The following is a 14,321-nucleotide window of genomic DNA, read 5'->3' on the forward strand; positions in this document are numbered from 1 at the left end:
AAAAAAGCACTCTTCATGAAGCAAATTTACTTAACTTTCTTCCTATCTCTTTTCTATAGTATAGTTTTTGCCAAAGAACATGAATTAATAGTTGCACCAACGGCTTCAATTTCAGGGGGTGCAACCGTATGCCAGAATGCTGCTAGTCCGTCAATCACATTTACAGGTAGTGGAGGAACTGCTCCTTATACTTTTACGTATACTTTAAACGGAATTACTCAAGCTCCTCTAGTAACAACAGGAAGCAACAACTCAATTTCTTTAAATGCTCCAACAAATTTAGCTGGAGCTTTTACATACAATTTAATAAACGTACAGGATGTAACGAGTAGTTCTCAAAATCTTGATTTGAATGCTCTAATCACTGTAATATCAGGTTTTACAGTAAACGCTGGAAATAATATTAATGTATGCAAAGGCAATTCAATAAATTTAACATCCACAGCCTCTGGAAATGGAACTAATAATGTTTTATATTCTTGGACTGGTCCAAATGGATTTACAAGTAATCAACAATCTCCTACTCTAAATAATTCGACAGTTGCTATGTCAGGAAATTATACCGTTACTGCTAGTATTGGCAATTGTCAAGTTCAAGATATTGTAAATGTACAAGTTATAAATGTGTCAATAACAAACCCAGCTACTTTGAATGCTTGTTTGACTCAAGGACAAACAAATGAACAAGTAGTAACAATGTTAACACTTCCTAATAATCAAAGTTTAATACAATCAATAACAATTAATTGGGGAGATTTGTCGCCTCCACAAGTGATACCTCAATCTAATTGGTCTTCTCCAATAGCTCATACATACATTCCAGGTTCTTATACAGTTACAATAACAGCAACAACAACATTTGGTTGTACTGCTAATCAAACTTATATTGCCTTCATTGGTTCATCGCCACAGGCTGCAACATTGTCATTATTTGCAAATCAATCTAACGGTTGTTCTCCACATACAACAAATTTTACATTTGGGATACCTATTTCCAATAGCGAAGGTACAAATTATTTAATCTGCTTTGGAGATAATACTTCGAGCTGTATTAATTATATTGATGGTACTCCAATACCTTCAGATTGGGTATTTTCTGGTACCGCAGGAGGTTTTAATTTGTATACTTTAACTCATGTTTACAGTACAACATCTTGTGGTAATTCTGTAAACCTAAATGGAATAATTTATAATAATGTTTTTTTACCTTCCGTCATAACAACAAATCCATGTACAGCACCTCAACCTCAAGCCGGAAGCTTAATAAGTGTTGGACTCTCACCAACAGCTAGTTTTACTCCAAATCCATTGCCTAATACTTGTATTAATACACCAATTGTTTTAAATAACACATCGGATTTTGGTGGTTCAATTGATCCTGTAACATTTTCATGTAATTCAACTTCTCCCTTTTATTGGACAATTACTCCTTCCGCAACTGGACTATGGACAGCATCTGGTTTAGGTTCAAATAATGGATTTCCTAATAATGAATTGGTTTGGTCGGTTGGTTCATTAACCCCTTCATTAACATTTAATCAACCTGGCATTTACACAATTACATTAAATATCAAAAATTCATGTGGAACAAGTTCTGTTTCAAAAACAATTTGCATCGAACCCCCATTAACGCCCCTTTTTACTCTAAACACAGATACAGGATGCACACCCTTATCAATTACTGCAACGAATAATACCGTTTTAACCAACCAATGCTCAACCCCAACCTATCTTTGGACAGTTACGTATGCTGCTGCCAATTGTGGAACAAGCATTACGCCTATCCCCAATCAAACTACAGCGAATGCATCTTACAATTTTACAGAACCCGGGATTTATACGATTACATTAACTACTACCAATTCGTGTGGAAGCACCACCTTATCAAAAACTGTAACAGTAAAAAAACCACCTACTGTTTCAATTGGAGCGATTAGTAATTCGTGCGGCACAGCCAACATCAACCCCGTGGCAACCGTAAATAGTTGTGCACCAACATCAAGCACTTTGACATACGCTTGGAGTTTTCCGGGAGGTATACCTGCTACAGCAAATACAGCAAACCCAGGAACAATAAACTATCCTACAGAGGGAACTTATACAGTTTCATTGGTGGTAACCAACGAATGCGGTGCTTCTACATCCGCTACACAGAATTTTACAGTAAGTGTGGCACCAACGGTTACAAATACAGAACTAAGTCAGACCATTTGTTCAGGAAATTCAACAACTTTAGTTTCATTAACAGCCAATCCTGCAGGAACTACTTTTATGTGGAATGCTGCAGCAACAGCGGGCATTAGTGGATTTACAGCAGCTGGTACAAATACAATTCCAATTCAAACTATAACAACGACCAATTCAAATCCAGGCACTGTTACTTATACTATCGTTCCAACTTTTAATGGTTGTGTTGGTACATCAATCAATTATGTCGTTAATGTAAACCCTGCACCAACAATTACAACACAACCAAGTTCCAGTTCTGTCTGTTTAAATGGTAGTCCTACTCCGTTGGTGGTCGCTTTGAGTAGTACATCCGGTTCACCAACCTATCAATGGTATTCCAATACTGCTAATTCAACAGTGGGCGGTACCTTGATCAGCGGAGCAACAAATGATACATTTATACCCCCATCAGCTACTGTGGGAACAATTTATTATTATTGCATTATTTCGTTAAGTTCCGGAGGATGTTCTGGTTTGACCAGCAATGTAGCTACGGTTACAATAAATCCATTACCCACAATTACGGTTCAACCTCTTGTCACTCAAAATAGTTGTGTGGGTGTTACCATTCAGACTCCTTTTTCAGTAAGTTACGCCGGAGGCCAAGGAACACCAACCTATCAGTGGTTTTCGAATACTGTAAATTCCACAAGCGGTGGAATAGCAATAGCTGGAGCAACGAATGCAACCTATTCTCCACCCGCATTTACTACTTCCGGAAATTACTTTTATTATGTAATAATCACTTTGGATGGAAACGGTTGTGGTACAGTGACCAGTACGGTTGCAGAGGTAATCGTTTTTGATGATCCCATAATTACATCGCAACCAATAGTTTCACAAATTTTGTGTCAAGGAGCAACAGCCCAAACCTTAGAAGTTACCGCAAGTGGTGGGAACGGTAGTTTTACTTATCAATGGTATAGTAATGTGAACAACAATAACACAACGGGGACAATTATTACCGGTGCAACAAATGCAACTTATATTCCAAGCACAGCAGCGGTTGGTACAACCTATTACTATTGCATAGTTTCACAAACAACACCGGGATGTAGTGTTACTAGTGCTACTGCTTCCATTACAGTAAACCTCTCTCCTAACATTGTAAATCAACCTCAGTCAAGTATCGTTTGTTTGGGCGGAACACCTTCAACTTTAGCGATATCATTTAGTAATGGAGCAGGAACAGTCTCTTATCAATGGTATAGCAATACAACCAATGATATCACCACTGGAGTTGCCATACCAGCCGAAACAAATGCAACTTTCGTTCCTCCAGCTAATGCAGTAGGCACTTTATACTACTATTGTTTAGTTTCTTTTTCGGGCATTACCGGTAGTTGTGCTACCATTTCAACCAATACTGCTAGCGTAACGGTAATATCGGGAGCAACGATTGACCAACAACCGACAAGTACTCAAAACTTATGTATTGGCGTAACAATCGCAAATCCATTAAATATCTCTTACACTGGAGGAACAGGAACACCTTCCTATCAATGGTATTTTAATACATCCAATTCAAATATAGGCGGAACATTACTTTCAGGGGCAACAAACGCTACGTTTACACCACCGGTTTTTACAACATCTGGGAGCTATTATTACTATGCTACTATAAACTTTTCTGGAAGTGGATGTGGTGCAGTAACGAGTGATGTTGCTGAGATAATAGTAGTGAATGACCCTGTTGTTGCTTCTCAACCACTACCTAGTCAAACTTTGTGTCAAAATGCAATTGCCAGTACATTAACTATTAGTGTTACTGGTGGAGTTGGCAGTAGTTATAATTACCAATGGTATGTGTCTACAACTAATTCTACAACATCAGGAACAGCAATTACGGGAGCGACAAATGATACTTTTACACCACCAACAGCTACAGCAGGGACATTATATTATTACTGTATTGTAACACAATCTAACGATACGGGTTGTAATGTAACCAGTGAGGTTGCAATGGTAACTATCAATTTATCTCCCGCAATTGATATACAACCTCAACCGAGTATAATCTGTTTAGGTGAATCTACAACTGAATTGAATTTTACTTTTATAAACGGATCGGGAACTCCAACTTACCAATGGTATTCAAACACTATTAATTCAACTAGTGGAGGTTCGATTATAAGTGGTGCAACAAATGTAACTTATAACCCACCCGTATCTGCTGTAGGAACTGTTTTTTATTATTGCGTAGTAACATTTCCAACGCTAACTGGAGGTTGTGAAATCATCACTACAGCTGCCGCAGAAATTACAATTAATCAAGTGCCAATTATAAATGATGAAATAACTACTATTTGTAGCGGCACATCATTTTTAATTTCGCCAACAAATTCAGGAGGAAATAATATACCGACCAGTACAACTTACGTTTGGTCTCTTCCTACTGTAAACCCCAACGGCTCAGTAACAGGTGCATCAGAAGAAACTACACCTCAAAATGAGATTAATCAAACGTTAATTAATATTACGTCAAATGTAGCAACCGTTACCTATACAGTAACACCAACTTCCGGCGTTTGTACAGGTGATGCTTTCACAATTATAGTAACAGTCAACCCTTCCATCAATCCAAATACCATTGTAACTAATAACACTTGTTTTGGAATTAATAATGCTTCCATCAGCACCGCTATTACGGGAGGCGTCCCTTTTCCATCAGGTAATCCCTATTTAATCAATTGGTCGGGACCAAATGGATTTACATCAACTGCATCAACTATTACCAACTTACAACCCGGTACTTATTCCATAACCGTAGATGATGCAGGCGGATGTCCTTTCTCTGACTCATATACTATTACAGAACCGGATGATATACAAATTATTATCGATAGCGAAAATGATGTTACTTGTTTTAATAGTGCCAATGGAAGTATCAACATTTCTGCGACTGGAGGAACCGGAAACTACTTTTATACTTGGACTTTTAATGGATCGCCTTTTGGTACAAATGAAGATCTATCAGGTTTGAGCCCGGGTACATATGTTGTCTCAGTGACTGATATAAATAATTGTGGTCCTAAAACAGCCTCCTTTATTATCACTGAGCCTCCTTTGTTAGAAATCAATTTGGTTACTCAAATCAATGTGGAATGTTTTGGCGACACAACAGGGTCAATTCAAGTAGTTGCAACCGGTGGTACTGTCGCTGGTAATTATAATTTTTCGTGGTCTGGCCCTAATGGATTCACTAGTACAACACAAAACATAATAAACTTATCTGCTGGAGTTTATGAGTTAACAGTGACTGATGATAATAACTGTACAGCAGTACTTTCTGTTACATTAACCGAATCACCTGAAATTATTATTTCCTATTCCAAAACCCCCATTTCTTGTTATGGTGCCAATGATGCAACCTTAACTGTTACATTATCAGGAGGTGTAGCCCCCCTTCAATTTACTTGGAATAATTTATCGACCAGTCTGAACCAAATCAATCTTTCAGCCGGAGACTATGTTATAACAGTAACAGATGCATTAGGATGCGAAAGAATTGAAACCATAAATATTCCGGAAGCTCCTATTTTTACTGTAAATCCTATTGTAAATAATGTTAGCTGTTTTGGTGCTAATGACGGAAGCATTAATCTAAATCTTACAGGCGGTATTGCTCCGGTTAGTCTGCAATGGAGCGATGGAAGTACAGCTGGCTTGATAAGAAATAATTTACCCCCTGGCATATATTCAGCAACAATCTCAGATGGCACACCTTGTTTTATAACAAGAACTTTTACTATTATTGAACCACAAGCTTTAGTAATCACTTCTTCCTTAACTCAGCCTCTGGACTGTTTAAATGCAGCAAGCGGGAATATTAACCTTATCGTTTCAGGCGGTACTCCACCTTTTACATATCTATGGTCAAATGGTTCTACAACTGAGGATTTGTCTGGTTTGGTCGCAGGAAATTACGGTGTAACGGTTACTGATGTAAACGGTTGTGAGGTTTCAGGACAATTTGCTTTAATACGTCCAAATCCATTGGCTGTAACTGTAGAAACCGAAACTGATGCGGATTGTGAAACTAGGGATGTTATTCAATATTACATAGCTGAAGCTTCCGGTGGTGTTCCTCCCTATACATATCAGTGGTCAAGCGGAACAATTAGTGGTACACAAAACGAAATTATGCAAACAAGTGTTAATGGCATGGTGATACTAACAGTTACAGATGCGATTGGTTGTTCAATAGACTTCAATGTAAATGTTGAAAATCCTGTCATTGGAAACCCCAACATAACATCAGAATCTTTCGGTTTTTTAACCTATGGTATTTATTCTGTGAACGATCCAATTCAATTTTTTAGTAATGCAACGGGGAATTATGAAAATATAGTTTGGGATTTTGGAGATGGAACATTTTCAAATGAAGAAAACCCAGTTCACACCTACTTACTGGAAAGAGAATACATTGTTACCTTAACGGTTACTTATCCATTCGGATGTGTTTATGTACGAACTATTTCTCTTCTAGTTGAAAAAGGATATTTATTAGTGATTCCTTCTGCATTTACACCCAATTCAGATGGTGTTAATGATACGTTTAGACCCGTTTCAAAAAGATTAAAAAAGCTTAAAATGGATGTTTACGATTCATGGGGATCGATGATCTATTCTGAATCGGGAGATGTTCTTGTGGGTTGGAATGGAAAAATAACTGACGTTAATGCTGAAAACGGAAATTATTATACGATGATTACCGCCGAAACTTTTTACGGTCTAACCATTGAAGAAAAACAAACCTTTGTACTTATTAAATAATATATAATGATTCGACATATAATTTTCGGTTTAGTTTTTTTATTTACGTCAAATGTAAATGCACAAGACCCTATATTTACTCAATTTAATTTAGTACCTGAAACACTTAATCCTGCATTTACGGGTATAACAAATACTTGGAGTGCCGGTATCATGCATAGAAGACAGTGGCCTAATGGTAATACTAAAATGGATACTCAATTTGCGTATGTAAATAATTTGGTAAGCGATCAAGTTGGTTTGGGCATCACAGTTTTAAATCATAATGAAGTATTCACTAACTACAATTATTTCAAGTTTAATGGCGTCTTCTCCTATATTTTAGAGCTTAACTATGATTGGCGAATTCGATTTGGAGTTGAAAGCGGATTTGGTAGAAAAGATTTTAATTTTAACAATCTATTGTTGGAAGACCAAATAGATACCGATACAGGAGCAATTAGTTCAGGAAGTATAGATCCGGGTGTTTTGGATAATAGTAATAAAATTAATTTCTTTGATGTAACAGCGGGCTTTGCCTTTGATACCGAAGATGCTTGGTTTGGTCTAGCTGTTAGACATTTAACTCGTCCGGATATTTCGTTTAGAGAGAATGGTAATGTACCATTGAATTTGTTTTTTACACTACATGGGGGATACTATTTTGAAATTCAAAACTCACCAGCTTCTATCATTCCTGAAGGTTCAAACTTACTAGTTACTGCAAATTACATGCGACAATCGCAATACAACAGGCTTGATATAGGAACTATTTTAGAAACAGATTTTTTTGGCATTGGTGCTTTCGTTGCCACCAACCCAGAAGGCAGAAGTAGTAATAGTCAACTTTTTACCTCTATCAATCCTATCGTTTATCTTAAAATGGGTGAGTTCACTTTTGGTTATTCGCATGATTTTAATACTTCTAAATTTCGACAAAATCAAGGTGTGCATGAATTCTCCATTACTTGGCAATCTAGTCGTGATTGCAGTCGATGTGACAATTATAAAGTTAAACTCAAACGACGAGGGAGTGGCTACCAGAGAGCTTGGTGGTAAAATTAAAATTCACAAATCTATACAATGAAAAAAATTATTTTAATTCTTTTTATTAATTTAACCTTATCAGCCCAACCTACCATCCTCTCTTGGAATCTTGCCGACTTTGGCTCTTCCAAATCAGACAGTACAATTGTTTTTATTGCCAATCAAATTAAAGATTACGATATAGTTGCTTTACAAGAAATAGTAGTTAACCCCACTGGTGCTCAAGCGTTGGCTCAGTTGGCAGATGAACTCAACCGCACCGGCAACAAGTGGGATTATGCCATTAGTGACCCGACCAGTAGCAGTGCATACAAAACGGAACGGTATGCTTATTTGTGGCAGACGGCAAAAGTGCAGTTGATTGGGAAACCTTGGCTAGAAAAAAAGTATGCGTTGGAAATTGACCGTGAACCGTTTTATGCTACATTTCACTACCAAGATAAAGAATTTACGGTGGTGAATTTTCACGCCATTACCAAAAAAAGACAACCTGAAACCGAAATTAAGTATTTTAAATTTTTACCGGAACAATACCCTCATTTAAACTTACTCTTTGTGGGCGATTTTAATTGTCCGGAAACACATACCGTATTTAATCCGTTAAAAAAAATGGGGTATGCTTCCGCTTTTGAGAATCAAAAAACCACCTTGCGTTCCAATTGCATTGAAGAAGATTGTTTGGCTTCGCCGTATGACAATATGTATTATCGGCTGGATAAAATAAAAATTGTTCAGCAAGGTGTTTTAACTTTTTATGTGCATTTTGATTCGCTAAATGATGCTCGAAAAATATCTGACCATATTCCTATTTGGATTCAATTTGATTTACTTTAAAAATTCGACATTATGAAAAAAATACTACTCGTATGTTCTCTGCTGCTACTCTTTTTAAGCAGTTGCAGAAAAGAAAAACTAGACACGAAAACTGATGTTACGCCTAAACCTTTCTATGCACCCTCCACAGTTTTGGAAGAACCGGAGGCAGAACCTACTTATCACGAAGATACCTCCACCCAGTATGAATACCGCATTGGCAAATCAGGCGATTACACCTACAACTATGATGTAATTGGCGAAGATAAGAAGGGTACTAAAGTGAGTGGCAACATCACGATCAAAGACAAATATGGCAATGGACAACTAACCAATTCAAATGGTGAGAGTTTTGAAGTAACCGCAGAATGGATTGGTTATGGAAAATTATTGGCTAAGGATGAAAAAGGGAATGAGTATTTTTTGGAAGCTGAATGAAATTGAACCCTCGAAGGGTTTGAAACTCTTCGAGGTTGTATTGTACCAAAGGAATTAGTATTTTACCACCTCATTTTTTCATGAGCATATAGGCACAATATAAAAACATTTTTATATATTTGAACTATGAGTACAACAGCCAAACCAAAACACATCGGGCGTAATATTAGCCGCATTAGAGAAATGCGTCAAATGAAGCAAGAAGCGTTAGCCATAGCCATTGGAGTCAGTCAGCAAACTATTTCTAATATTGAAAATAGTGAAAATGTAGATGATGAAAAATTACTTGCTATAGCTCAAGCACTTGGCGTTACAAAGGAAGCGTTACAAAATTTTAGTGAAGATGTAATGTTTAATTTTTTCAATAGTTTCAATGATGCGGATTTTACAAATAGTAACGGAGCATTTGGAAGTATTGCATGTACCTTCAACCCACTTGACAAAGTAGTAGAATTATATGAACGTTTGGTTCAAGCCGAAAAAGACAAAGTAACTTATTTGGAAAAGTTATTAAACAAATAATCTCCATTTTTTTCAAATTTCCCTTTAATGCCTTTCTTTTTGGAAGGCATTTTTTTAGAAGGACCTTTGTCTAATCACTAATCAAGTTTATTTTTTTCATCCCAACTAAACGTGTATATTTATATTTCAATTTAAATGACTGCAATGAAAAAACTACTTCTTGTCTTACTCTTTCCACTTTTATCAAGCTCCGGGAGTGCAGATGACGTTTATATCTGCGACAGCAAAAACGCCACCAAATACCACAAAAAAGAGTTTTGTCGTGGCTTGGGTGCTTGTAAAAAAGAAACTAAAAAAGTTACTTTGAAGGAAGCAAAAGACTTGGGATTAACGTTGTGTGGTTGGGAGGATTGACAGCAAATCATTAAATTAACCCGTTGGGTGCAACTAAATTTAGGAAGAGTTTTGCCACTAATGCACTAATTTTTTTAGGATGATTATTCGATTTAATTCGAATTTTCATCATAGATGAACAAATTATCGCGGATGTTTATTTTAAAATTAGAGAATTCGTGGTAAAATAGTTACAGTATTCTTGAATTAAATAATTACACCTAACGGGTTAAATTACTAACTAAAACCATGAAACAGTATTTTCTTTTTATATTTATTTTTTGGGTGGGAGTTACTTTTTCTCAACAAAAAATACTCGAAGGGAATTTTAAAAACCTGAAAGGGATTTCAAAATATACCGTAACCTTTGATTATTCAGGCTTGCAAGTGCATGGCTTTGATTCGGAAGAAGAGTATCTGAAAGAAAAAATGGAAAAAAGAGCCCATAAAGAAGGTGAAGCAGAAAAATTCAAATCGGATTGGTATGCTGATCGTTCTGCTAAATATGAGCCAAAATTTATTGAATACTTCAACAAGCGTTTTGATAAAGGTGAAATCATACTAGCCAAAGACAGTAACGCTAAGCACACCATGAACGTAAAAACCACTTGGATTTATCCCGGTTATAATGTGGTTGCCGGCAATGAACCTGCCAAAATTAGTGCAATCATCACCATTTTCGAAACTGAAAATCCAACAGATATTCTTTTGAAAGTAGAATATACCCGATCAATTGGTTTAGAGGAAGGAATGTTTGATTTTGATCAAGGCTACCGAATTGCCGGAGCGTATGAAAAACTGGCAAAAAATATAGTGATGCAGTTAAAAAGGTTATTATAACAACCCAATTACAAAGATTACATTTATTTAAGTACATTTAATTCCTGAAAAAATATTCATACTATGAAAAAGATACTGCTTTTGTTGTTGGCTTCTGCACTACCCTATTCCGGTTTTGCTCAAAAAAGTAAGAGTGAACGCTTAGACAGTTTGTTTACGGCTTTGCACACCAAAAAAGCTTTTAACGGTAATGTGTTGATTGCCGAAAAAGGCAAGATTCTTTTTGAAAAAAGTTTCGGACTCGCGAACGAACAAACCGGACAAAAAATAAATCCGCAAACGGTATTTGAATTGGCTTCAGTTTCCAAACAGTTTACGGCTATGGGCATCGTTTTATTGGCCAAACAAGGGAAATTGAACTATGATGATAAGATGGCGAAGTACATTCCTGAACTGGATTTTTATGGCGACATCACTATTCGTCAATTGCTTCATCACACGGGTGGACTTCCCGATTACATGGAGTTATTTGAAAAACATTGGGACAAAACTACGTTTGCCGTGAATCAGGATATCGTGAATTTGATGGCTACCCACAAACCTGCTGTGGTTTTTCAACCCAATGAAAAATATGAATACAGCAATACCGGCTATGCTTTGTTGGGTTTAATTATTGAAAAAGCCTCTAAAAAAACATTTGGAAACTATTTGAAAGATAATATTTTTACTCCCTTGAAAATGAAAAACACATTGGTTTATAGAAGCCGATATGCTCCACAAAAAATAGAGAATTATGCGTTAGGCTATGTGCCTGACAGTTTGGGAAAAAAAGTGTTAACTGATAGTTTTGGCAAAACCTTCTACACTTATTACCTCGACGGAATTGTGGGTGATGGAATGGTGAATTCTACTTTGGGCGATTTGCTTTTATGGGACAGAGCTTTGTATACAGACAAATTAGTTAATGCTACCGACAAAGCCCTCATTTTTAACTCTAGTAAAACCACCAACGGAGAAGAAACCAATTATGGTTTTGGGTGGGCAGTGGCCAAACATGAAAAGTATGGTAAAATTGTCAATCATTCCGGGGGTTGGGCTGGTTATATTACTTTTATCGAAAGGCATATAGACCATGACAAAACCATCATTTTACTGCAGAATAATGAATCTGTTTTAACGGTTTTACCACATAAAGAAGTTCGTAAAATTTTATATAATGAAAAGATAGAAAGCAATAGTCTCAAAGCAGTAACGCTAAAATCGGAAGATTTAGATGCCTATCTTGGCGTTTATGCCAGCGAAGGTTTTCCGCTAAAACTTACCATTTTTAAAAATGATAACGTTCTTATGACGCAAGCCACGGGACAAGGAGCCATTCCGATGAGTGCGTTTGAAAACCACACGTTTACTTTTGACCCGGCGAATATTAAGCTTATTTTTAATCCGGAGGAAAAAACAGTGCAACTAAAACAGGGTAAAATGGAAGTGTTGTTTGTGCGTGAGTAGTTAGAAATATTATTGCTGATTATTTACGAAAAAATGCTCCATTTAGAAGACGCATCTTTTTTTGGATTTTAAATGAATTGTCTTATTGATAGTTCCCCTTTTAGAAATTAAAAAGAGTACTAACAATTAAAAAATAAAAGAACTACTTTATATTATAACTCCGCAATTGCGTAAATAGAAATCACCATGCGTATACGAACATTTGAATCATTTTGGTTAGTAAAAAATGGTATTTTATACAGTTACCCTTCGCTGCAAGAAAACCTTGAAACAGAGATTTTAGTGATTGGTGGCGGAATTACCGGAGCTTTGATTAGTCATGCTTTGATGGAAGCCGGACACCAAGTAATGTTGATAGACAAAAGAGATATTGCCATGGGAAGCAGCAGTGCAACCACTAGTATGCTGCAATATGAAGTGGATGTTCCATTGTATGAATTAGCCGAAATGATTGGCGAAGAAGGTGCGGTAAAATGCTACAAAGCAGGCGTAGAAGCGATTCATAACTTACACACATTAGTCAAAAAAACTAAAGTCAAGTGTGGATTTAAAATGCAAAAAAGTTTGTATGTGGCTCACAACAAAAAAGCAGCAGTTTGGCTGAAAAAAGAATTTGACATTCGGAACAAATATAATCTTGGCGTAAAATGGTTGGATGGCAAAACGATTGAAAAAAAATATGGACTCATCACGCATGGTGGAATTTTATCCGATGTGGCGGCGAGTGTTGATGCCTATCAGTTGGCTCATGAACTCATTCAACTGAATGTGAAAAGAGGAATGAAAGTGTATGATCAAACGGATATTGAAAAAATAGATACAACCGACTTTCGACCCAAAGTGATTCTAAAAAATGAACATGTGATTGAAGCGAAAAAAATCATTTGTTGCACCGGTTTCGAAAGCACTGAATTACTAAAGGAAAAAATTGCAGATTTATTTTATACGTATGCAACGGTGAGTGAACAAGGCATTTCGTTAAACAAAAATGTTCAAAACACACTTATTTGGACCACTGATGATCCATATTTGTATATGAGAAGCACCGATGATGGTCGTTTTTTAATTGGTGGTGAGGATTCTAACTTTAATTTTCAATTCTTTCAACAAAAAATCAAAGAGCGAAAAGCCGATAAATTAAAAGCAAAACTATTGGAGTTAATGCCTGATGTAGTATTTACAGAAGATTTCAGTTGGGCCGGAACTTTTGGCAGTACAAAGGATGGTTTGCCCTACATTGGTAAAAGTCCTGAATATGAGAACACTCTTTTTGTGTTGGGTTTTGGTGGAAACGGCATCACTTTTTCGGTGCAAGGAATGGAAATGATTGTTGATTTCTTGAACGGAAAAGAACATGAATTGGCAGAATATTATCGATTTGGTAGATAAAAAAATGATGATGAGTGAATTTCCAATATCTTCCGATATACAATTCATACGTAACGTTTATGGTAAATGTGGTTTGAATTTGACAAACTTTAAAATGCATTCTGAAAGTGTAGAATATGGAGCTTGTTCATTTGAACTTAATAATCAAGTAATAGAATACCGTGTTTCCAAAATTACACCCACCAAAACAGGTCAATTTGTAACGATTTGGAAACGAAACAACGAAGGCATCACGGCACCATTTGACACTTCGGACACAATAGATTTTATTGTAATAACAGCAAAAAGCGGTGACAAAATCGGGCAATTTATTTTTCCAAAATCGGTATTGGTGGAAAAGGGGATAATCACAAACAACGGAAAACAAGGAAAAAGAGGAATTAGAGTTTACCCTCCTTGGGATGTTGCAACTAGCAAACAAGCGGAACAAACACAACGTTGGCAAACAAAGTATTTTGTGCTAATTGAACCTGAAAACACTCCAGTACTTGAATTGAAAAAAAATTAAA

The 14,321-nt window shown here is 36.4% G+C and carries 10 protein-coding genes; all 10 read left to right on the forward strand.

Annotated elements, in window-relative coordinates; genetic code table 11:
* The first annotated feature begins 15 nt into the window (after positions 1-15).
* A complete protein-coding gene (locus AC23MC_RS00280; protein WP_487566549.1) occupies positions 16-7,005 on the forward strand; it encodes a PKD domain-containing protein in 6,990 nt (2,329 codons plus the stop codon).
* Between the two features lie 6 nt (positions 7,006-7,011).
* A complete protein-coding gene (locus AC23MC_RS00285) occupies positions 7,012-8,043 on the forward strand; it encodes a PorP/SprF family type IX secretion system membrane protein (protein ID WP_487566548.1) in 1,032 nt (343 codons plus the stop codon).
* Positions 8,044-8,067: 24 nt separating this feature from the next.
* Positions 8,068-8,865 carry an endonuclease/exonuclease/phosphatase family protein gene (locus tag AC23MC_RS00290; RefSeq protein ID WP_487566547.1) on the forward strand — a complete coding sequence of 266 codons (798 nt, stop codon included), beginning with the start codon at positions 8,068-8,070 and terminating at the stop codon, positions 8,863-8,865.
* Positions 8,866-8,997: 132 nt separating this feature from the next.
* A complete protein-coding gene (locus tag AC23MC_RS00295) occupies positions 8,998-9,282 on the forward strand; it encodes a hypothetical protein (protein ID WP_487566546.1) in 285 nt (94 codons plus the stop codon).
* 126 nt (positions 9,283-9,408) lie between these two features.
* On the forward strand, positions 9,409-9,804 hold the full coding sequence (locus AC23MC_RS00300; protein ID WP_487566545.1) for a helix-turn-helix domain-containing protein: 396 nt from the start codon (positions 9,409-9,411) through the stop codon (positions 9,802-9,804).
* Positions 9,805-9,948: 144 nt separating this feature from the next.
* Entirely contained in the window at positions 9,949-10,158 is a 210-nt protein-coding gene (locus AC23MC_RS00305; protein ID WP_487566544.1) for a hypothetical protein, read from the forward strand.
* 228 nt (positions 10,159-10,386) lie between these two features.
* Positions 10,387-10,977, forward strand: a complete 591-nt coding sequence (locus AC23MC_RS00310) for a hypothetical protein (RefSeq protein WP_487566543.1) — start codon at positions 10,387-10,389, stop codon at positions 10,975-10,977.
* Positions 10,978-11,040: 63 nt separating this feature from the next.
* Positions 11,041-12,423, forward strand: a complete 1,383-nt coding sequence (locus AC23MC_RS00315; RefSeq protein ID WP_487566542.1) for a serine hydrolase domain-containing protein — start codon at positions 11,041-11,043, stop codon at positions 12,421-12,423.
* A 186-nt stretch (positions 12,424-12,609) separates the two neighbouring features.
* Entirely contained in the window at positions 12,610-13,812 is a 1,203-nt protein-coding gene (locus AC23MC_RS00320) for an NAD(P)/FAD-dependent oxidoreductase (protein ID WP_487566541.1), read from the forward strand.
* Positions 13,778-14,320: a MepB family protein gene (locus tag AC23MC_RS00325; RefSeq protein ID WP_487566540.1), complete on the forward strand. Its 543-nt coding sequence runs from the start codon at positions 13,778-13,780 to the stop codon at positions 14,318-14,320. Before AC23MC_RS00320 ends, AC23MC_RS00325 begins: the two co-directional genes overlap by 35 nt.
* Position 14,321 lies beyond the last annotated feature (1 nt).

The sequence above is a fragment of the Flavobacterium sp. T50_26 genome (assembly GCF_057652995.1).

Bases quoted from the DNA above. Each gene is read 5' to 3' on its own strand.
- AC23MC_RS00300 (WP_487566545.1), top strand. From the start codon at position 9,409: ATGAGTACAACAGCCAAACCAAAACACATCGGGCGTAATATTAGCCGC.
- AC23MC_RS00320 (WP_487566541.1), top strand. From the start codon at position 12,610: ATGCGTATACGAACATTTGAATCATTTTGGTTAGTAAAAAATGGTATT.
- AC23MC_RS00310 (WP_487566543.1), top strand. From the start codon at position 10,387: ATGAAACAGTATTTTCTTTTTATATTTATTTTTTGGGTGGGAGTTACT.
- AC23MC_RS00305 (WP_487566544.1), top strand. From the start codon at position 9,949: ATGAAAAAACTACTTCTTGTCTTACTCTTTCCACTTTTATCAAGCTCC.
- AC23MC_RS00290 (WP_487566547.1), top strand. From the start codon at position 8,068: ATGAAAAAAATTATTTTAATTCTTTTTATTAATTTAACCTTATCAGCC.
- AC23MC_RS00285 (WP_487566548.1), top strand. From the start codon at position 7,012: ATGATTCGACATATAATTTTCGGTTTAGTTTTTTTATTTACGTCAAAT.
- AC23MC_RS00280 (WP_487566549.1), top strand. From the start codon at position 16: ATGAAGCAAATTTACTTAACTTTCTTCCTATCTCTTTTCTATAGTATA.
- AC23MC_RS00325 (WP_487566540.1), top strand. From the start codon at position 13,778: ATGAATTGGCAGAATATTATCGATTTGGTAGATAAAAAAATGATGATG.
- AC23MC_RS00315 (WP_487566542.1), top strand. From the start codon at position 11,041: ATGAAAAAGATACTGCTTTTGTTGTTGGCTTCTGCACTACCCTATTCC.